This is a genomic window from Polaribacter sp. (genome assembly GCF_051251875.1).
GTDB lineage: Bacteria > Bacteroidota > Bacteroidia > Flavobacteriales > Flavobacteriaceae > Polaribacter.
In genome coordinates, this window is the sequence record NZ_JBPOGL010000005.1 from 1 (window position 1) to 21,673 (window position 21,673).

General features: G+C 29.6%; 18 protein-coding genes and 1 other RNA gene. 8 read left to right on the forward strand and 11 right to left on the reverse strand.

What is annotated here, in order from left to right; genetic code table 11:
- Positions 1 to 157: 157 nt before the first annotated feature.
- Positions 158 to 551, reverse strand: a transfer-messenger RNA (tmRNA) gene (ssrA, locus tag ACSHW5_RS03600).
- 344 nt (positions 552 to 895) lie between these two features.
- Between ssrA and ACSHW5_RS03605 the strand changes: the two genes are divergently transcribed.
- From ACSHW5_RS03605 to ACSHW5_RS03620, 4 genes are all read left to right on the forward strand, one after another.
- Positions 896 to 2,101 (forward strand): NAD(P)-dependent oxidoreductase, encoded by a 1,206-nt coding sequence (locus ACSHW5_RS03605; RefSeq protein ID WP_435674748.1) that lies wholly within the window; start codon positions 896 to 898, stop codon positions 2,099 to 2,101.
- A 206-nt stretch (positions 2,102 to 2,307) separates the two neighbouring features.
- Positions 2,308 to 2,532, forward strand: a complete 225-nt coding sequence (locus tag ACSHW5_RS03610; protein ID WP_435674887.1) for a DUF3820 family protein — start codon at positions 2,308 to 2,310, stop codon at positions 2,530 to 2,532.
- 56 nt (positions 2,533 to 2,588) lie between these two features.
- Positions 2,589 to 3,464 carry a mechanosensitive ion channel family protein gene (locus tag ACSHW5_RS03615; protein ID WP_435674749.1) on the forward strand — a complete coding sequence of 292 codons (876 nt, stop codon included), beginning with the start codon at positions 2,589 to 2,591 and terminating at the stop codon, positions 3,462 to 3,464.
- Positions 3,465 to 3,709: 245 nt separating this feature from the next.
- Entirely contained in the window at positions 3,710 to 5,722 is a 2,013-nt protein-coding gene (locus ACSHW5_RS03620; protein WP_435674750.1) for a thiol-activated cytolysin family protein, read from the forward strand.
- A gap of 35 nt (positions 5,723 to 5,757) precedes the next feature.
- Here the strand turns inward: ACSHW5_RS03620 and ACSHW5_RS03625 are convergent, their stop codons facing one another.
- The 6 genes from ACSHW5_RS03625 to ACSHW5_RS03650 all read right to left on the reverse strand — a co-directional run bounded on the left by ACSHW5_RS03625 (position 5,758) and on the right by ACSHW5_RS03650 (position 9,780).
- Positions 5,758 to 6,177: a DUF2809 domain-containing protein gene (locus ACSHW5_RS03625; protein WP_435674751.1), complete on the reverse strand. Its 420-nt coding sequence runs from the start codon at positions 6,175 to 6,177 to the stop codon at positions 5,758 to 5,760.
- Between the two features lie 114 nt (positions 6,178 to 6,291).
- The gene (gene creD / locus ACSHW5_RS03630; protein ID WP_435674752.1) at positions 6,292 to 7,680 is read right to left on the reverse strand and encodes a cell envelope integrity protein CreD; all 1,389 of its coding nucleotides are present in this window, start codon (positions 7,678 to 7,680) and stop codon (positions 6,292 to 6,294) included.
- A 2-nt stretch (positions 7,681 to 7,682) separates the two neighbouring features.
- Positions 7,683 to 8,156 (reverse strand): Coq4 family protein, encoded by a 474-nt coding sequence (locus ACSHW5_RS03635; RefSeq protein ID WP_435674753.1) that lies wholly within the window; start codon positions 8,154 to 8,156, stop codon positions 7,683 to 7,685.
- Between the two features lie 53 nt (positions 8,157 to 8,209).
- A complete protein-coding gene (locus ACSHW5_RS03640; protein ID WP_435674754.1) occupies positions 8,210 to 8,506 on the reverse strand; it encodes a winged helix-turn-helix domain-containing protein in 297 nt (98 codons plus the stop codon).
- Between the two features lie 26 nt (positions 8,507 to 8,532).
- Entirely contained in the window at positions 8,533 to 9,141 is a 609-nt protein-coding gene (locus tag ACSHW5_RS03645; protein WP_435674755.1) for a hypothetical protein, read from the reverse strand.
- Positions 9,142 to 9,225: 84 nt separating this feature from the next.
- The gene (locus ACSHW5_RS03650) at positions 9,226 to 9,780 is read right to left on the reverse strand and encodes a hypothetical protein (protein ID WP_435674756.1); all 555 of its coding nucleotides are present in this window, start codon (positions 9,778 to 9,780) and stop codon (positions 9,226 to 9,228) included.
- A 48-nt stretch (positions 9,781 to 9,828) separates the two neighbouring features.
- Here ACSHW5_RS03650 and ACSHW5_RS03655 point away from each other — a divergent pair, with 48 nt between their 5' ends.
- Positions 9,829 to 10,206 carry a DUF1801 domain-containing protein gene (locus tag ACSHW5_RS03655; protein ID WP_435674757.1) on the forward strand — a complete coding sequence of 126 codons (378 nt, stop codon included), beginning with the start codon at positions 9,829 to 9,831 and terminating at the stop codon, positions 10,204 to 10,206.
- A gap of 13 nt (positions 10,207 to 10,219) precedes the next feature.
- Here ACSHW5_RS03655 and ACSHW5_RS03660 read toward each other — a convergent pair whose 3' ends face one another.
- Complete coding sequence (locus ACSHW5_RS03660; RefSeq protein WP_435674758.1) at positions 10,220 to 11,173, reverse strand: transglutaminase domain-containing protein; 954 nt, start codon at positions 11,171 to 11,173, stop codon at positions 10,220 to 10,222.
- Positions 11,174 to 11,426: 253 nt separating this feature from the next.
- Positions 11,427 to 12,245 carry a 3-deoxy-8-phosphooctulonate synthase gene (gene kdsA / locus ACSHW5_RS03665; protein ID WP_435674759.1) on the reverse strand — a complete coding sequence of 273 codons (819 nt, stop codon included), beginning with the start codon at positions 12,243 to 12,245 and terminating at the stop codon, positions 11,427 to 11,429.
- Positions 12,246 to 12,313: 68 nt separating this feature from the next.
- On the opposite strand from kdsA, the gene ACSHW5_RS03670 reads away from it, so the two are divergent.
- The 3 genes from ACSHW5_RS03670 to ACSHW5_RS03680 are packed head-to-tail and all read left to right on the forward strand — an operon-like array spanning position 12,314 to position 14,274.
- Positions 12,314 to 13,348, forward strand: a complete 1,035-nt coding sequence (locus ACSHW5_RS03670) for a M20/M25/M40 family metallo-hydrolase (RefSeq protein ID WP_435674760.1) — start codon at positions 12,314 to 12,316, stop codon at positions 13,346 to 13,348.
- A gap of 42 nt (positions 13,349 to 13,390) precedes the next feature.
- Positions 13,391 to 13,909, forward strand: coding sequence for a DUF4136 domain-containing protein (locus tag ACSHW5_RS03675; protein WP_435674761.1), 519 nt, complete (start codon positions 13,391 to 13,393; stop codon positions 13,907 to 13,909).
- 8 nt (positions 13,910 to 13,917) lie between these two features.
- Positions 13,918 to 14,274 carry a TfoX/Sxy family protein gene (locus ACSHW5_RS03680; RefSeq protein ID WP_435674762.1) on the forward strand — a complete coding sequence of 119 codons (357 nt, stop codon included), beginning with the start codon at positions 13,918 to 13,920 and terminating at the stop codon, positions 14,272 to 14,274.
- A gap of 22 nt (positions 14,275 to 14,296) precedes the next feature.
- Here the strand turns inward: ACSHW5_RS03680 and ACSHW5_RS03685 are convergent, their stop codons facing one another.
- A complete protein-coding gene (locus tag ACSHW5_RS03685) occupies positions 14,297 to 14,779 on the reverse strand; it encodes a hypothetical protein (RefSeq protein ID WP_435674763.1) in 483 nt (160 codons plus the stop codon).
- Between the two features lie 98 nt (positions 14,780 to 14,877).
- Complete coding sequence (locus ACSHW5_RS03690; protein WP_435674764.1) at positions 14,878 to 21,504, reverse strand: carboxypeptidase-like regulatory domain-containing protein; 6,627 nt, start codon at positions 21,502 to 21,504, stop codon at positions 14,878 to 14,880.
- Positions 21,505 to 21,673: the final 169 nt, after the last annotated feature.

Sequence of the window (21,673 nt, forward strand, 5' to 3'; positions counted from 1 at the left end):
TAAAAAACCTTCTATAAAAATACCCAATATGTTACCGAGTATTGCGATTGATTAGCTCGAACTCACGTTATTAAAGATTAGGAGTTAAAAACAAAACAACACCTTAAACAGCACCTTAAAAAATAAAACCCTGTTAATCAATTGATTACAGGGTTAAAAGTGGAGACGCCGAGAATCGAACTCGGGTCCAAACAAGCAGCCAAAATGCTTTCTACATACATAGTTCTTTCTTAATTTTCGACCAAAAGCTGATTAAGAACAATCTGCTGTTAGCTTAACTTTTTTAGTTTCAAAAACCCGTCAAAGTACCAGGTTTTCTATGTTTACTTTTACGATGCCCAAAAGTGAATCGCCGTAAACCAAGGCTATTCGTGGACATAAAGCTTGCACACCTAGTGTGCCGAGGCCAATCCTACTGTAATTCGGATTAAGCAGCTAAAGCGTAGTTATCTTCGCCGTTTAAAAAGTTGAAATTAGGTTTAACGAGTGTTATTTCATAACTCGGTATGCTTACAAATTCACTGTCCTTGCTGTCAAAACCAGTCGTCCCCTTAATGAAATAGCTAAATTTATTTAGCTTTATTGAATTAATCCTGAACTTGATTCAGGAACTCATCAATCTATTTCTTATTAATTATAATTTGGGCGTTACTTTGCTTTAAAAACATTTAAAGCTAAAGTCAGGCTTTCACTACTCGTTTTTTGTTCCATTGCATTTCACAAAAGAACTCAAACAAACCGTTCAATCCTTAACGCGGTCTGCAAAAGTATAAAAAAATACCCTTGCTTATCATTATAAATTCTAATATCTTCGAACAAATATTATACCAAGAAGTAACAACAAGCTTGCACTGAAATTTTGTCAGTGTTTCCGTATCATTTAAAACAGAAAAACATGAAGTTTGGCATCATCAAAGAACGTAAAAATCCACCCGATAGAAGAGTCGTTTTTTCACCTGAAAAATTACAAGAATTCAAGAAGAAATATCCCAGTGCTATTCTAAAAGTAGAAGCTTCAGATATTAGAGTTTTTGCTGATGAAGCCTATAAAAAGGCGGGTGTGGAAGTCTCTAAAAATGTGTCTGACTGTGATGTTTTATTGGGAGTAAAAGAAGTACCCATTGAGGCGTTAATCAACAATAAAAAATACTTTTTCTTTAGTCATACTATAAAGAAACAGCCTTATAACAGAAAATTATTATTGGCTATTTTAGAAAAAAATATAGAATTATATGACCATGAAACCATCATCAAAGAAAACGGAGCTCGCTTAATTGGTTTTGGGCGTTATGCAGGAATTGTTGGTGCTTACAATGGTTTTAGAGCCATAGGTTTAAAAAATGAAACCTTTAATTTACCAAAGGCAGAAAATGTAGACAGCCAACAAGAATTAATTGCCGAATTAAAGAAAATAAAGTTACCAAACATTAAAATTCTATTAACAGGAAACGGTAAAGTTGCGTACGGAGCAAAAGAAATGTTAGATGCCATGTCTATTAAAGAAGTTTCTGTAAATGAGTATGTACATAATTCGTTTAACCAGCCTGTATATTGTTTGGCAGATGTGTTAGATTACAACAAACGCAAAGACGGACAAATACTAGATAATTTCGATTTTTACAATCATCCAGAAAAGTATGAATCTGATTTTATGCGATTTGCAAAAGTATCTCATTTCTTTATTGCCGGTCACTTTTACGGAAACGGAGCACCTTATTTATTTACTAGAGAAGATGCAAAATCTACAGATTTTAATATAAAATTTGTAGCAGATATTTCTTGTGATGTAGATGGACCCGTAGCATCAACATTAAGGGCTTCTACCATTGCAGATCCTATTTATGGATACAATCCACAAACAGAATCAGAAGTAGATTATAAAGATGACAATGCAATAGTTGTAATGGCAGTAGATAATTTACCTTGCGAGTTACCAAAAGATGCCAGTGAAGGTTTTGGAGAAATGTTCTTACAAAATGTAATTCCTGCTTTTTTTAATAATGATAAAGACGGAGTGTTACAGCGAGCAAAAATGACAGAAAACGGAAAATTAACGGCACGTTTTTCTTATTTGCAAGATTATGTAGATGGCGTGGAGTAGGTTTTTGAGGTTCAAGTAACAAGTATCAAGTATCAAGTAACAAGTATCAAGTATCAAGTAACAAGTATCAAGTATCAAGTAACAAGTAACAAGTATATAGTATCAAGTACTAAGTACTAACTACTGACTACTGAGTATTGAGTACAAGGTTTATGGTTTTTTGTGTCTCTTTATAGGGTAGTTTACAGGTTTAATTCAACAAAAAAATAGTGCAAGACAGACAATTTCTTATCGATTTAGCAAAAATGAAAATGCCTTTTGGAAAATACCAAGGCAGATATTTAATCAATTTACCAGAACATTATATAGTTTGGTATAAAAATAAAGGGTTTCCTAACGGAAAATTGGGAAAACAAATGGAGTTGGTTTACGAATTACAACTAAATGGATTAGAAGATATTATTAGAAAAATTCAACAAGATTTTACTTAAAAAAATGATATATTTGTTAGGGTAACTGTCTAACTTCTACAGTTTCTAACAACAAAGTGGATATTAATGAATTATTAAATAATCAAATATTTACAAAATCTATTGCTATATTTTTTCTATTTCTTTTGGTGTATATCTTTGTAAAACTTGTACAAAAAGCAACCTTTAAAATAGCAAAAGATAATAGTTCTAAATACAAGTTTAAAAAACTCATAAACTTTATAGGATATCTTTTTATCGTATTTGGTATTTTGTACATTTTTAACACAAAACTTTCCGGAATAGGTACAGCCTTAGGTGTTGCAGGTGCAGGTATTGCGTTTGCTTTGCAAGAAGTAATTGTAAGTATTGCAGGTTATGTAACTGTTTTTTCTAGTAATTTTTATAAAGTTGGAGATCGGGTAAAACTCGGCGGTACAAAAGGAGATGTTATAGATATAGGCCTATTAAGAACTACCTTAATGGAAATTGGCGATTGGGTAAATGGCGATTTATATAACGGAAAATTGGTAAGAGTTGCCAATAGTTTTGTCTTTAAAGAGCCCGTTTATAATTATTCTGGAGATTTTCCTTTTCTGTGGGATGAAATAACCATCCCTATAAAAACAAAAGGCGATTATAAATTTGCGAAAGAAACTTTTACTCAAATTTTAGAAGAACAAGTGGGCGAATTTGCCAAAACTTCACAAATTGCTTGGGATAAAATGATAGGAACTTACAGCATAGAAAATGCAAAAGTAACGCCTATGGTTTCTATGACTTTTGATGAAAACTGGATTACTTTTACTTTGCGTTATGTGGTAGATTATAAGTCTAGAAGAGGTACAAAATCTGTTTTGTACGATAAAATTTTATCCGCAATTAATGCATCCGAAGGAAGAATTGAAGTGGCTTCTGCTGCCATTGAAATTACTGCTTTTTCTAAGAAATAGCTCTCAGTTACCTTTCTGCTCTCTAAAGTGTTAATTCGCTTATTTTTAGGTTTTTAATACGTTTTTAAAATGTTTTTAAAATGTTTTTAAAATGTTTAATTTTAGTTTTTAATTTTGAATATAGTATTATTTTAATACATATTTTGTGAGCTTCTATGTATCAGTTTTTGTGTATTTTAAAATTTTAACACTTTGTAAGTCAATGTTTTGTATATTAGAGTATTCTAACTTTAAAAAAAATAATTATGAAAAAGCTACTAAGTATTTCCTTAATTATGTTTTTTGCTTTAGGAGTTCATGCTCAAATTAAAGCAACTGACACTGTCAAAAAATCGTATAAAAATGTACGGTTAAAAAAAATAAAAACTAACGGGAAATTGATTAAAAAGAAACCTGAAGAAAAAGAAAAAACTAAAAAGATTTACAGCCTAAATGGAAGAAAATTAAATGTTGTTCGTCCTATAAATTCAAATATTTCTTTTTTAAAAAATTATGAAGTTAAAGATAAGTTTACAAGTATTTCTGATACTTATGGAGAACGAAAAATTAGTATTATTAGTGATGATGAAAAAAATGGTATTGATACTAAAGTAGTAGATAAAGGAAAAAAAGAGGAAAATAATGGGCTTGAATGTGTTAATCAAACCATTACTGTAGATGCCAATAGTAGTTCGTTTAAAGAGTTTGTAAATGAAGGTAATTCAGATTGGATTAATCCTGGTGTTATTTTAAATGTTGAAGATTTTTTAGACTTTAACAGAAAACCGTTTATAGCAGCAAGAAATCCGATAACAATTTCAACCAATTTAACTAGAAGTGGTTCTTCAAAGTTGGTCATTCAAAATCCGCAATCTGTTAGTAATATTCAAGATGCTTTAAATACGTTAAAAAAAGGCGGAAATGTGGCTTCTAATTTTAGTTTTGATTATTCAGAAATTCACAATATAGATGAACTTAGTATAGGGGTGTATGGAGAATATAGAAACAATTTAATAGGTTTAGAGACCAGTGCAGGTTATGCTACTAGAAATAGAAAAGAAAAACATTATTATAAGGTAGAGGTTTTTCAAAATATGTTTAGCATTAGTGTTGATGCCCTAGTAGCAGAAGATATTTTTGTTGATAAACAACCAAACTTGCAAGATCTGTTGTATGTTTCTAAAGTTAATTATGGAAGACGCGTAATTATTATTCTAGAATCTGATGTTAAATTTACATCTAAAGAGTCTGAATTACGAGTTGAAATTGATAGATTGTTTCAAGGTGGAGTTGCAGAATTTGACTACAATCGTTTAAGAATAAAAAGGAATTTAGATATTAAAGCAATATTTTATGGTGGAGATCCAGACAATGATTTCAGATTGGTTGGTAATTTAATTGAATCTGGAAACTTAGATGCCAATAAAAGTCTTAAAAGTTATTTTACACAATTAGAATCTAATGCAGAACAAGCGCTACCAATAAGTTATGAGTTACGTAACTTAAATAATGATAGGTTAGGAATGCGGAGTGTTTTTACTCAAGATATTAGAAGCTGTACACCTAAACTTACAGCTAATCTTGAGTTAAAAGTAACTCTTACAGGAATTCAGAATATAAATACCAGAAGCTCTCAAACTAAATCTGATTCTTATGGACTTCAACAATATATAGATTATAAGCAGAGTAGAGGTGATATTAAGGAAGGGACAATGAATAAGCAAAGTATTAAAAGTAAGAATGAATTTAGATTATTTCCGAATAGAATTGGGGTTGCTAATGAAGATGGTAAAGTGCATGTAAACCAAATTATTAATGGAAATGGAGACCATAAAATTGCAGTTCAGGAAAATAAAATTCAAAATCCATTTAATATTAATAACTCATTAACCTTTACCATTAAACCAAATTTATTTGATGAAACTGTAAATACTCGTTTTAGAATTCACTCTTGGTTAAAAGAATATACTAAACTTAAACGAGGTACAAAAAAGAATGTAGATCCTACGGTATTGGTAGATTGGAATTATATTGATGTAGATTTAAAAGTTGTAGTTCAATATTTGTTAGATCCAAATGCCGGTATGGTGTTCAATGAGCGTTTTCATGATACTAACTTGCAAAATGATAGTCAATTTATGATTACAGGAACTGCTAATGTAGACATGCCTTTTGCAAAAGGTAACGATGGAAAATCATTAATTGGGGCAATTAGATTAAATAAACCTGGCACAAATGCTACTGCCATAGCTTGGTATGAGTTTAGGTTGGTAGATTAAAATATTTATTTATTTATTGAGCAAAATTGTAAAAATTAATTATGATTTTGCTCAAACTTATTTTTAATGGTTTTAGGTTCTTCCTTTTTGCCGAATTTGAAATAATTTTCTAGCATTAGTAGAGTGATAAAACCAAAAGTATAGGCTAATAAATCGCCAAAACTAAAAGAGGTTCCTATTATAATTCGTAGAATTTTAGCATATTCAGTAGGATACATTTTTTCTAAATTTGTAAGCTGTAAAAGCTCAACAGTATATGCAATTACTAAAACGAAAACAGCCGCTTTTAGTGTGCTTATTTTCAGAAAACTTTTAATTAATGTGTATAACAATAGCACACATAAATAATCGCCAAGTGTGTATCTTACAAAGCCTGTGGCATATTTTTCAATGAGTATTTCTGTAATCAACAGAAGAACAAAGTATATAAAATAGTTGTATTTAAATTGTAGCATTTTTTATATTTTATAAGAAAGGTTGTCTTAAAAATTATTTTTTTGTCAACCTGAAATTATTTAAGGATGACATTTTTTTTGTTTTTTAGACAACCTTTTTTAATATGTAAACTTCTAACTATTTTCCCAATCTATTTTTCTTGAAGCAAACATAACGGCTGCAAGAATTAGAAATAAACCAACACTACCAACAAGCAAAGCATAATTTTCTAGTTGAATGATTACAAAAATAAAAGTGTACAAAGCAGTTAATGAAATGCCAATAAAGAGAGTAAATTTATTGTTTTTTAAAATTGATTTTGAATAGGCTGTAATTAATGTGATTACAGAAATTCCGGCAATTAAATAAGCTTTAAAATAACTACTATGTTCAGAAATAGAAATAAGCAAGGTGTAAAACATGGTTAATGCAATACCAATCATTAAATATTGAAAAGGATGAATGCTAATTTTGCTCATCGTTTGAATGAGAAAGAATACTAAGAACGTTAATCCGATTACCAAAAAACCATATTTAACCGAACGTTCACTCTTTTGATATTCATCTACAGGAATTAAAAAATTTACACCAAAAGCATAGTTTTTTAAATTGGGAATTCCTTTAAAATACTGTTGAGAAAAAGGCCTGTTGATATCTAAAATTCTCCATTTGGCATTAAAACCTTCGGCTGTAATTTTATCGGAATTGTGTGGTAAATATTCGCCGATAAAATTGGCGGTTTTCCAATTAGATTTTATGTTTACATCCGTTTCTTTTCCTATAGGAATAAATCTAATTTGTTCGCTTCCTTTCATATTAATTTCCATAGAAAACGAAATTTCCTTTTCTTTAGGCGCGTCTATTAATTGTAGATTATTACTTTCTAATTCGTTTAAATTTAGATATTTAGAGTGGTTTAATTTTGAAGAAGTGCTATTGTTAAAATTCTTAGATGTTAATTGATACTTATTGTTGTTAAATTTAATTTCAAACAAACTTGCGGCACCTTTTAAGTTAGAAGACTGTACAATTACGCGCGTTTTATCCCAAAGTATATCTTTATCTTTAATTTCTATTTCAGAAAAATCTGGTTTAGAAAAATCACCAGTTATGTGAATATTACTTTTATATACAGCTGTTTTATAGATGCCTCTTTCTTTTTTTTCTGGATTAATTGTAGAGGTGATGTTTAGTTTTTTTGGAAAAAAATAGGCGTATTTTATGTTTTCTATAGTTTCCTTTCTAGTTACTTTGGTTACCGTGTTTCTCAGCGTTTTTTCAGAATACGTTTTGTAAGGTACTTTTAAAATAGGACCGTAAATCAATACTTCTTCTCCCCATTTTTGATTGATTTCACGTACAACTTCTTGCTGACGAAGCATGCGTTCGTAAATTAAACTTTTAATATAAGTGAGCGGAATCATTAATACAAGTATTAAAATTCCTACCATTAACATTCTTGCAGTTATTGACTTTTTTGCCCATTTACCAAATTTTCCTTGTTGCTGATTGTTCGTTTCCATAGTTATTGAATATTTAGAATTTGCTGTTTATTAAAGATGATTTCTCTTAATTCTATAAGAGTATAGTTTAATAAGTTTTGATATTTAAATTGATGAAAAGGATTGCTATTTCTCCCTAATTTGTAAGAATCTAGATAATAATTTAGATGTTCTGGAAAAACTAGAAAACCAATGATCATGGCACTTAGCATGTAAATACTTTTTTTTCCATTACCAAAACATACAAATTGTAAGGCAATTTCGTCTTCAACTTTATTTCCATAACCGGTTATTAAATGGTAGGCGTCATGTCTTTCTGCTTTTGGTAGTAATTCAAAATTGTTTTTTAGTAGATAATTTCCCAAATGATACCCAAAACTTTCTGGCGGATAGTTTATCAATTCTTCTTTTGTTACTACCCAAGGTTTTCTATCTGTATATTTTAAATACGTTTTTTGCGAATTTCTAAATGCCCAGTATATAAATTTTTCTCTCATAATTGTTTTTTAAAAGAACTTTGAATTTCAAAGTAAGTGGATAAAAAAAATGCTTATTTGTTTTTAATTAATTTTTCTAGTGCTTCAATATGTTTTTTAAATTCCATTTTTCCTAATTCGGTGGCTATATATTTTGTATTTGGTTTTCTTCCAATAAATTGTTTTTCAACTTTAATATACGCTACTTTTTCTAAGGCTTTTGTATGGCTTGCTAAGTTGCCATCTGTTGCGCCTAATAATTCTTTTAAGGTATTAAAATCGGCATATTCGTTCACCATTAAAATAGACATAATTCCTAGTCGTATTCTATGATCAAAAGCTTTATTAATATTTAAAATAATGTTTTTCAAACTAATTTTTTTAGGTGAATATACTATTATTTTTTATCGTATTTAAAGTACATAATACTACCATAAATAATATGCATTACACCAAAACCAAGTACCCAAAACCAAAAACCATAACCAGGTAACATGGCACTAATTAACCCTAGCACTATTTGTGTATAACCTAAGTATTTAATGTCTCCCAAGGTATATTTAGATGCGTTTAACAAAGCCAAACCATAAAATAAAAGCATTAATGCGCCGGTTTGTGCGTAACGTTGTTGGTTTAAAATGATAATCACATAAATAGCTCCAGCGGATAACGGAACAATAAAATGGGTTAACAACCTTCTTGTTAAAGAATCCCAAATTCTTTCATTATTTTGTTTTGCTTTTCTAGTGGTTAATAAAATTGCGGTTCCAATACTAAGTGCACCTACTACTAGTAAATCAATAATTACTAATTGAAAAACTTCACCGTCTAAGAGTAAATAATCTTGTCCGCTATTTTTAACCAACCAATAGGCATAACCTGCGCCAATTAATGCGTAGATTCCTGCTAAAATACCAGACAAGCCACTTAATGAAATAAATTTTGACGATTTATTCATTAATGTCTTAATTTCTGATATGTCTTTTAAATAATCTTTTGAACTCATGTTTAAAGAACTTTGAAATACAAAGTAAGTTGAAATTTATTACTTGTGCAATATAATTTTATAAAAGTTTTGTTTTTTAAGAGATTATTTTTCTACAACGCCGTATGTAACATGGGCTATTGCTAAAATAGTAAGCGAAGAATACCAATATGTAGGAATTAAGAAACACATTACTGCCAAAAGAAGAGATAAACCGGCTACAACCAATAAGTTTTTACGTTCTTTATTTCTAAATAAAAGCAATAAAGCACCATAAGAAATTAGAAAGATAGGAGTGATGTAGTCTATAAACCCTTGTTTCCATAAAATAATAAGTACGATAAAAGTAATTAAAAAACTGAGTAGATATTTTCTAAAAGCTGTTTTTGATGTATCGTTCCAAAGTTTGTGTTCAAGTTTTTTTGCATTTCTTTTACCACTAAAATACAGCGCCAAAGAAGAAAATATAAAAAGCAATAATGTTGTTGCAATAATTAGTAGTTCTATAATTTCTGCGGATAACATACCCAACGGATTGTCATCTATTAAAAAACCATCTAAAATAGTTTTTATCAAATAACTACTTATAAAAAAATAAGCTCCAATAAGAATACTTGTGAATCCTTTTAATGAGAAATTTATTTTAAAATTATTGTGCATATATCTTTTCTTTAGCTGATTTTTTTTAACTTTCGCAAAGATACATAAATGAAACCAGCAGAAGAATACATATTAAATCAACCAGAACCTTTCAAATCAATTTTATTGCATTTGCAAATTTTAATTGAGACCAGTTTTACAGAGGTTGATTTACAGTTTAAATGGAAAATGCCTTTTTATTATTTAAATGAAAAACCTTTTTGTTATTTAAATGCTTCTAAGAAAAAAGGCTATGTAGATGTTGGTTTTTGGGTTTCTGCACACTTAACAAAATACAATGAGTTTTTAATTTCTGAAAATAGAAAAGTTATAAAATCTTTACGCTATTTTAAATTGGAAGACATACAAGAAGAAATTTTAATATCTGTTTTACAAGAAGCTCATGAACTAAAAGAAAAAGGGTTTTATAAAAGAACGTCTACTTAAATAAAAGGCTTTGCTATAAAGTTTTAAATTGAAGTGCCGCTTTGTGATCTATAAAAATAATTAATTCAGAATTTTTTTGAGGCCGTTGAATTTTAAGTGTTGAAATTTTTTGATCTTTAGTTATTAAAGGCTTTTTACCGTATTTCATTCCTTTAAAAGTATAATAAATAACCGATTTTGGGTTTAAATTTTCTAATTGTAATTCTATGTTTTTAGAAGTATCTACCGTTAAAATTCCATTTTTATTGCCAAGTAAATTTATGTTCGTATTTAGTATGTTTAATCCGTAAATTGGTTGTTGATAAAACTCATCTAAACTCATTCTACCAAAACGTAATACCCACAAAGAATCTTCCGGAAAATGGGTTTTAAATAAATTTTTGCGCGGAATATTGTAAAAATAATTGTCAAATTTTCGAATCCATTTTCTATTTAATTCGTAACCAGCAGCCCAAGTTGCATCTAAAACAATCCATTTTCCGTTTATTTTTACGCCATTCCAGGCGTGATTTGTGGTTGTGGCAGTTTTTCCAATTTCATTGATATCATACCTAACATAACCTTTAATAACTTCAGATTCTATTTTTAATAAATCGCATATTTTTTTTAATGATTGTGCATATTCTTCGCAAACACCTTGTTTGGTTAAAAAAGTTTCTGAGACCATTTGGTCTATAGCTGCTTGAAATTTTCTGTTTTTTTCTTCTTCACTGGTATAACTAAACTGAATACTTCTTTGTTTAGGATTGTAAAATTCTTTTAAATTATACCGTATATTCTTTGCGAGCCAAAAAAAAGCTGCTCGTAATTTGTCTTCATCTGAGGTAAAATCTTGGGCAATTTTAGAGGCTAATAATTCAACTTTAGAATATCTTGGATATGTTTTTACAAGTTCGTCAACTTTTGTGAAATCTTGACTTTGTATTGAAAAAGAAAGTAATAAAGTGAATAATAAGAGTTTTTTCATGGTTTAAAAGTTAACAATTATAAGTTGCAATAATTGTGCCTTTAACCGTTTTAGTTTTATAACCTAAAATAGTTGTCAATAAAATAATACCTACAAGATCAAAAAAAAGACCTTGCAGGATTTTATGTAATTAATTTTTTATTGAGATTGAGTAAGCGCGTTAAGGATTGAGCGGTTTGTTTGAGCTCTTTTTTCTTTTTCGGAAAAAAAGCGAGTAGCGAAAGCCTGTTAAAACGCCCAAAAAATATTCCTTTTATAAATTATTTATTGTTTTTCTAATGGCAACTAAGTTGGTTAACAAAGCTTCTAAATTGTCTAAATGCAACATATTTGCGCCATCAGATTTTGCATTTGCAGGATCGAAATGAGTTTCTATAAACAAACCATCAATATTATTTACAATTCCGGCTCTGGCAATAGTTTCAATCATATCTGGTCTTCCGCCAGTTACTCCTGCAACTTGATTTGGCTGCTGTAAAGAATGTGTAACGTCTAAAATTGTAGGTGCAAATTTGCGCATTTCGGGAATTCCTCTAAAGTCTACAATCATATCTTGATAGCCAAACATGGTGCCTCTATCGGTAATCCAAGCTTTATTAGAACCAGCATCTTTTACTTTTTGAACGGCGTGTTTCATGGCACCTGGACTCATAAATTGTCCTTTCTTTAGGTTGACAACTTTACCTGTTTTTGCCGCAGCAACTACTAAATCTGTTTGTCGTACTAAAAAAGCAGGAATTTGCAATACATCTACATATTCGGCCGCTTTTATGGCATCAGAAACCTCATGTATATCTGTAACTGTTGGTACGTTAAAAGTTTCTGAAACCTTACGTAATATTTTTAAGGCTTTTTCATCTCCAATACCTGTAAAACTATCAATTCTACTACGGTTTGCTTTTTTAAAACTTCCTTTAAATATATATGGAATTTCTAATTTGTCTGTAATAGCAATTACTTTTTCGGCAATTCTTAAGGCCATTTCTTCACTTTCAATGGCGCAAGGCCCTGCTAATAAAAAAAAGTTGTTAGCATTTGTATGTTTAATTTTTGGAATTTCTGATAGAATCATTTGTAAAGTTTTAACAAAAGTACGAATTTAAATTCGCTATATTTATGCTTCAAATAAAACAAAATAGAATGAAAAAAATAGTACTTACTATTATTACTTCAGTAGTTATTAGCTCTTGTATTTCGGTAAAAAATGTTCAAACAAAAACAGTAAATACTACTACGCTTAATGGGAATGAAGGTGTAAAATCTGGCGCAAATTTTGAAACCAAAGAAGTAGCCTTAAACATAAACTTTATAGATTCCTTAACCGTTAGAAGACATTTGTATACGTTAGCCTCTGATGATATGGAAGGTAGAAAACCGGGCACTGAAGGCATAGAGAAAGCCGGCCAATATATAGAAAACGAGTTTAAAAAAATAGGCTTAAAAACCTACAAAGGTTTAACTTCTTATAGACAAAATTTTGAGCATAAGGGCATTAAAATGTATAATCTTATTGGTGTTTTAGAAGGAAAAAGTAAGAAAGATGAATATGTAGTTGTTTCTGCACATTATGATCATTTGGGAGTTAAAAAAGATGGAGTAGGAGATAGAATATTTAATGGTGCAAATGATGATGCTTCTGGTGTTACTGGTGTTTTAGCGTTGGCAGAATATTTTAAAAATAAGGGAGAAAATGAAAGAACTATTGTTTTTGTGGCATTTACCGCAGAAGAAATGGGATTGGTAGGTTCTAAACATTTTGGAAAAGGAATAGATGCTAGTAAATTTGTAGCGGGTATTAATTTAGAAATGATAGGAAAAACACCAAGTTTTGGTGCAAATACAGCTTGGTTAACAGGTTTTGAACGTTCAGACTTTGGTAAAATAATTCAGAAAAACTTGGTAGGAACAGGATATCAATTATTTCCAGATCCGTATGCTAATTTTAATTTATTTTTTAGATCAGACAATGCTTCGTTGGCACGTTTAGGCGTACCTTCTCATACATTTTCTACAACGCCAATTGATGTAGATAAAGATTATCATAAAGTTTCTGATGAAGCAGAAACCTTAAATATGACTATTATTACTGAAACCATACAAGCAGTTGCTAAGGGAACAGAAAGTATTATAAACGGTAAAGACACACCTACAAGAGTAGATTTGAATAAGAACTAACAACTGTATTTTTCATGTAATTGTTGATTAAAAAATATACAAATGAAAAGCTTAAAATATTGCCTTATATTTTTATTGATGAGTTGTTCTAGCTCAAAGGTATTGGTTGATTATGATGATCAAACAAACTTTTCTGAATACAAAACATATAATTTTTTTGAAAATACTGGTGAAAGTTTAAATGAATTTGATAAAAGAAGAATACTTTCTGCTATAGACATAGAAATGCAAAACTTAGGTTTTGAGTTTGCTGATGTTCCAGATTTTTTTATTGATTTTAAATCAAAAATTTCTAAAGTTCAAAATAATAATACCATCGGAATTGGTGTTGGTAGCGGTGGAAGAAATGGTGGTTTTGGTATTTCGGGCGGAATTCCTATTGGTGGTAAAAAGTTGAATGAAGAAATTACTATTGACTTTGTAACTCCTAAAAAAGAAGCATTGTTTTGGCAAGGAATTTTAAATACCAAAATTAAAGAAAAAAGAACACCAGAGGAAAAAGAAATAATTTATGGTGAAATTATTAGAAAGATATTAAAGGAATTTCCACCAAAAAAATAAAATTTTATATGGCGTTTAATGAATATTTGGTAGACAGAGTTTCTCAATTTTTAAATGGTAAAAGTGTTCCTTTTATCACAAAAAAAATGATGGGTGGTTTGTTGTTTATGGTAGATGATAAAATGTTTGTGGGTGTTAATAAAGACGAAATAATGGCACGCATTAACCCAAATATTTATGAAGATGCTCTTAAAAAAGATGGTTGTAAAAAAATGAATTTTACTGGTAGCCCCATGAAAGGCTTCGTTTTTTTAACTGAGGAAGCCATAGATTTAGATGAAAACTTACAGTATTGGCTACAATTAGCTTTAGATTATAATCCTTTGGCAAAAGCGAGTAAAAAAAGAAAATCCTCTAAAAATTAATTTAGAGGATTTTTTATTTTATTTAGAATTGATATCTGATGCTGAATGCAACATCATTATCATAATCATTAAAGTGGTTACCAAAACCAAATTCTGGTCTTAAGTCTAATGAAAGCAAAATTGGAACTTCTGTAAAGTTATATTCAATTCCAATATCACCAGCTGCAAAAATAAATGTTTCCGAATATACATTATTATTGTTTTTACTACTGTAGTTTCCTAAACCACCACCAACACCTGCGTACCAGTTAAATCCATTTTCAATATTCCAAACCCATTGATAGAGCCCTGTAGCTTTAAAGCCGTCATAATTTTTATTATTTCGAAGACCTAAATCTATTTCTAACCTATTGTTGTTGCTTAAGGCTTTTTGATAAGATATTTCAGCTCCAAAGCCATCATTATCTCCCAAACGTACACCTATTGAGTTGTCAGAAATACTTTGTGCTTTTACAGAAAATGCACCTGATATTAAAAGTCCAATAATTAAAAGTGTTTTTTTCATGTTTATATATTTATATTATTTTATAAATCAAAATTAGCGTTATTATAGCGATCAAATGAACGCAATTGCAGGATTGTTTAACTCAAATGATGTTTTTTTTATTCACTAATTAGTAAACGAGTCCCTTTAGAATGACTGCTAAATTCTGGAGCATACATGCTTTGAATTGTAGTAATTCCATTACTGAAATTCCCAGCATTATTTACGCGAACATCATATTCAAAAACATAGACGCCTTTTGGTAATTTATCAAAAAAGAAATTGGTAGCAGCGTCTTTTGTACTTTCATAATACCCCAAATTATCTTGCCTTTTATATTTTGATAAAACGTTAATAGGTTCAACACCAGAAGCTCTCATGTCTTTCATGTGAATAAATTCCATGTCTCTATCTGAGCGTAATTCTATTCGTACAGTAATTAAATCGCCTACCTTAAGTACGGTTTCATCAGTAATGGCTTGCAATTCTTTTCCTGTTTCAGAATTTACTTTTAAGAATAATTTCTTATTCAATTTTAAAGGAGTTTCTGCAGTAGTAATTTTGTCTAAATCTTCAAAGTATTGCCAGTACAAACCTCCCCATGCAATGCCATTTCCTTTTTTATTGATAGTAACTTTACCCATTTTTGGTGTAATTTCAGAAGCATTCCAAGAAGTTTTAAAATAACCTGTGCCTGCTTCTACTTTTACATCTAAGTTAGAAGGATCTATATTTTTATCTCCTATTTTTATAGTTACCATTTCTGTAACCGAAACCCAATCGCTACCATTTAATAAAAGTGCATACACAGCTTCTGTGGTTGCTTTTGTGGTTTTCCATCTATTTGTTTGCTTGTTTTTTAACAACCAAATTTTTAAATTGTCAATGGTTTTTGTGTCATTTTCTATTTCTGAAAATGTTTCAATCATCAAAGCCTGTGTTTCAATTGGCGCTTGATAATAGTAATAACCAGCAGTATTAGATTTCCAATACATTCCTAATTCATCTGAAGAAATGCTGTTTTCTTTTAAAGATTTTAAAATTTTAGTTGCCGTTATTTTTTCATCAGCTCTAAAAAGAGATAAAGCAATCTGACCTTTCGCATACAAATTGTATTCATTCCAATAAATGGCTGTTTGGTTTTGATAATAATCTATGGCTTTTTTTGTAGCATCATCTACAGTAATATCTGTAAAAAAACTACGCATATATAAATATTGAATGGTAAAATAACCGATATTATTTTTTGCCAAATACGCGTTATATTTTTTATCTCCTTCTTTTTTAGTTTTTGCTTTTTCTTTGATTTCAACTGCTTTTTCTAATAAATTTTTATAGTGTTCTACAAATTCTCTGTCTAAAAAAAGTACTGCTTTTTGTATCATTTTTTTTGTAGATGCATCAAATTGAGTAACACCCAACTTTTGTAAATGACCAAAACCTGAGGCTATATGTTGTGTGATATAAATACTTTCGTATTTACTACCTTTAAACCACGGAAAGCCACCAGAATTCATTTGAAAATCTTTTAACTTATTGAGGGCTTTTTCTTGTTCATTTTTCATTTTATTCAAATCAAACAATAAAGCAATTCTTTTTTTCTGTTCAGTTTCAGATTGTGCATCTCGTAACCAAGGAGTTTCTTGTATAATTAGTGATTTTAATTCCTCATTTTTTTCTAAATTACTTAACAATGCATCCGAAGATTTCCAAGCATTAAATACTTCTTGAATTCTTGGGTTCGAATTTGCTACAAAACTTGCCAGAGTATTTGCATAATATTTAGCAAAAGTTTGCTCTGCACATTCATACGGATATTCCATTAAATATGGCAAAGACTGAATGGCGTACCAAACTGGGTTGGAAGTCATTTCTAAGGTAAGCTTTTGATTTTTTAAGGTAGCAGATGAATTGGTTACTAATTTATCTAACGTAAATGTTTTTGTTTGATTAGAGCGAATCCACATTGGCAATGTTTCTGTAACCAACATTCGGTTAGATAATACAGGCAAAACGTTTTGTTCACCATCAGAAAAATCATCAGCTTTTGCTACAATTTTATACTGCACAGCTTGCACGGTTTCTGGAATTTCTATTTTCCAAGATACGTTTGTGTTTCCTTCTTTATCAACCGTAAAATTTACATTGTTTTTACTAGTTAATAAGTTGTTTGTTATTTCTTTTCCGGTAATAGCGTCTGTTAAAAAAATCTTGGCAACACCATTTAATACGTTTTCTGTAAGATTACTAATTTTTGCAGAAAAAGTTATTTGATCTCCTTCACGTAAATATCTTGGTGCATTGGGTACCACCATTAATTCTTTCTGTGTAATACTTTGTAAAGTTTTAGTGGCAGACTGTAATGATTTGGTATGCGCTACAATTTGCAATTTCCAACGGGTTAACGCTTCTGGTATTGTAAAATTAAAACTTATTTGTCCGTTTTTATCTGTTCTTAACTGTGGATAAAAGAACGCAGTTTCTTGCAAGTTACTGCGGGCTTGTATAGAAGATAATTCTTTATTTAAGCCTGCTTTTGTTGTAATAATTATAACTCCATTTATTGCTTTTGCTCCATATAATGAAGTTGCTTCAGTAGCTTTTAACACTTGCATTTCTGCAATGTTTTTAGGATTTATACTTTTAAATTCTTCCGGAGATATGATATTTCCATCAACTACATATAAAGGTTGTTGGTCACCAGAAATTGATGCATCTCCTCTTATCTGAATGCTGTCGCTTTCCATTTCGTCTTCTACTTCAACTCCAGCTACTTTTGCTTGAATCATTTCGGGGTTTACCATTCTAACAGCGCCAGATATTGCACTTTTATTTTTTGTGGCGTAACCAACCATCACAACTTCTTCTAAATGTTCTGCACTTTCTTCTAGTTTAACATTTAAATTCTTAAAATTAGTGGTGGCAATTTCTTTGGTTTTATATCCTAAATAGTTAAAAAACAATACGTCACCTTTCTTTATTTTTAAAGTATAGTTACCATCAAAATCAGTTGTTGTACCATAAGTTGTGCCTTTTATAACTATAGTAACACCAGGTATAGGTTCTCCTTGTTCGTCAGTAATTGTTCCTAAAATAGTACCATCATAATCTTTTCTTGTACTATTTATTTTGGCTTTTAGATTTCTTAAATAGGTGTTGTTAGTCCAATTATTAGTATGTAAACTAAAGCCAAACCAGTTATAAGTATCGTAAGAAATACTCGGGAAATGAGTTGAGCTATATTGATTATTTATAATTTTAAAGTAGCTGTTTCCAAAACTCTGGTTTGCATTACTTTTATTATAAGAGTAGTAATTGGCTTTCGGTTGAATAGGATTAAATAACCAATTATGCGCTTTAAATTCATCTAAAGAAGCATCATACATAGAGGCTAAAACTTCTGCAGCAACTTTATCATTTTTATCATTTTTTATGGTAAAACTCCATGTTTCATTTTGTCCTGGTTGTAATTTGTCTCTAAAAATATTGGTTACAATTTCTATTGAACTTTCCTCTTTTTCTGGAACGTTAATAATGAGACTTCCACTTTGAAAATAATTGTAATTTACAAAGTGATATTTTATAGCAAAACCACCAATATCATCTTTGTTTACAGGAATTTTTATAATTTTTGTAGTGTTATCTAAATGAACTAGTTGTGTATTTACAATAGTGTGATTTTTTTCAACCTGAACAATAACGGTAATGTTTTTTGAGGCAGAGCCAATTTTAATTTCTGCAACATCACCAACTTTATACGCAATTTTATCAGTATTTATGACAAACAAATTATTGTCTGGAACTTGTTTTTCTTTGGATGAAAAAACGGTGAATTTTTTCTGATCTTTTACTGCTTGTCCAAATTTGTCTGAGCTTTCTAAAATTGAAATGTATTTTCCAGATTCCCAGTTTTTTATGTTTTTTAAACTAATTTCTTTAGAAATCTTGGTGTTAAAAGTGGTGTTGAAAACCAAGCTGCCTTTTTTCCAGTTTTTTTCATCAGCTTCTTCTTCTGTAAATGCTTCATTAGGAAACAAATTTCTAAATGTTTTTTCAGAAATGTCTTGATAATCAGGTGCATTCCAAACACGTTTTCTTTGTGGGTTTTGTGGCGATTCTAACTTGTAAATTTTAAAAGTACCTTTTGCGGCAACAAACTCTCCGTTTAAGTTTTTTGTAGTAAGTGCTACGGTATTTTCTTTGTTGTTTTTATCTATATTTTCATCCAAAGAAATGGTTGCTAACAAGGCATGATAACCAACTTTTACAATAGTTGTTGCACTTCTAGTTTCTCCATTTACATCGGTAACATCGGCTGTAATTTCATAATTAAAAATGGGCAGACTTTCTTTAGAAACGCTTTCATCAGCAATTGCTTTAAATTGTATGGTAAAGTTGCCAGCTGCATCTGTAATACTTTCTCCATGCGTAATTTCTTGCGGTTGCGAACTTGCGGTTGGTCTATACCAATACCACCAAGTTGGATATTGCACTTTTCTATGCACGCGATAAACAACTTTAGCATCTGTAATATTTGCACCAGAAAAAGCTTTCGCAAATCCTTTTATAGTTACAGAATCATTTATTTTGAAGCTTTCTGTAATGGGTTTAAATTCAGTTTCAAACTTTGGTCTTTTGTACTCTTCTACGGCAATTATATGCGCATTATAATTAAAATTTGCTTGGTTATAAAACTTGCTGTTATGTTCAGTACTTTTTTCAATTCCTATAGAAAAATTTCCTGTTAACCCATTGTTTGGTAATATAAATTCGCCAGCTACTGATCCGAATTCATTCAGTTTTAAAGTAAATGTTTTTACAACTTGATTGTTCACATCTTTTAACGTAATAGCAACATATTCATTTGTAAGAACTTCAGAAGTTGTATCGCTTTTTTTGAGTACAATAGCTTTAAAAAAGACAGTTTGTCCTGGTCTGTAAATACTTCTATCGGTAAAAATAAATGGTTTTATAGTTATTTTACCATCATCATTTATGTTATTATTTCTATTGTTTTCATATAAATAATAATTCCCGAAAGTGGCATTGTCATTTGTAGTTTTTACAGTGATTTCTACATTCTGATAATAGTTTGTACTCTTAAAAAAAGCAAATCCGTTTTTATCTGTAATTAATTTTTTATTGATGTTTGATCCTCTGTTTCTTTTTTCGTTTTTTAAATGAATTTCTGCTCCTGAAAAAGGTTTTCCGGTATTTCTATCTACTATTTGATAGTTGTATCTATTGTCGAAATTATTTTCTATTAGCGTTAAATTGGTTACTTGAATGTTGGTTGTTCCGTATATGTTATCTTCAGATAATTCTTTGCTTTCAGATGCAACAAGTAAATAATGTCCGTTTGCAAATTTGGGTACAATTACTTCCGTTGTGTGTTGTAAGTAATCATTTTCATTACGCAAATTATCTTCCCAGTTTTTGATTTTTTCTAAAGAATTGATAAATTTTATTTTATCGTTATAATTATACGTTTTTTGAAATGTGTTTAATTGTTCTTTGCTAATTTTATAGGCATTAAAGAATAGTTTGTCAATGTTTTTATACTGAATTAATACTCTTGAATTTTTATTGATAGGAATATATTCTTCCGCAGTAATTGTTAACGTAGGTTTTTTTATTTGTGCTAGTAAGATGTTGCATTTTCTCGCTGCTAAACTTCCTGGAAACTGTTGAATGATTTGGTTGCATAAAGAAACTGCATCTTTATTTTTAAAGCGGTTTTCTTCAATTTTATCGTTTGTGTAGGTAGTTGCTTGCGCTCTATAAATTTTAGCAATTTCAAATAGATACAAACCACTTAATTCATTCTTTTTAAAAACTTCTGATGATTTCTGATAGGTGTTTTTTAGAACAGTTTCTTTGTTTGTAAAGGTTGCATGTTGTGTTACAAAACTAATTCTTTGTAAATCAATATCTACTAAAGCTTGAGAGTTTTTGGTTTTTTGATGAAATTGAATGAGGTTTTGATAAATTTTTAAAGCATTAAATTGCAAAGACAAGGTATCTTTTGAAACTAAATTTAACGTTGAAAATGTTTTTAAATCACTTAAAAAATCAACATTATCAAGTAAAAATTTATAAGAAGGTCTTGTAATACTTGTTTCTGAAGATTTGTAAAATTCAAGTGCATTGTTTGCTAAAAAATCATACAACGTAGGTCTATACGTTTTAGAGCCTTTTTGAATTTGCATAATATCTGCAAAATCATACACGTCTGTTTTTTGTAAAGCAGAAGAATTTAAAAGAGAATTTTTAAAATTTGTATGAATTTCCTCAAACAAGGTATTTAAATCCCAGGTTCTAAAATCACCTTTTTTAAGTACAGAGCTTGACGAAGAATCAGTTTTTGTTCGGTTGTAAAATTTATATCTATTTTGATTAAAGTATTGCCAATATAAGTTACCCAATACATTTTCTAACACATTTTTTGTTGGAATAGAACTTTCTGCAATGTGCTTTTTAAATTCAGAAATAACCTTTAATTGTGCATCTTCTTCAAGAATTAAAGAAAATTTACTTTTATAAAAAAGGGATTTAATAATTTGAACAGAATTTTTATCGTCTTCTGCTTTTAGGTATATTTTATCCACAATTTTTAATGCAGATTTTGGTAAATTATCAACTTCAAAACGTTCAACTTCTAACCATAGTTGTTTATAATTATCTTGGGCATTGGTTAAAGAAGAAAAGAGTAGAGTCATAGTTAGAATAAAGGCAATTTTTTTCATAATTTAAAGATTTGATGTTCTCAAAATACGTTAAAATTTAAGCAAAAAACAATCTGTAATTAGTGAACACGTCTTTTAAGCAGGTAAAACCATTTTTTGAATGAGTTTCAGTCTAAAGATAATCAATATTGTTTTAAGCTTTTGTATTTTTACTTTTTTTATAAATTTT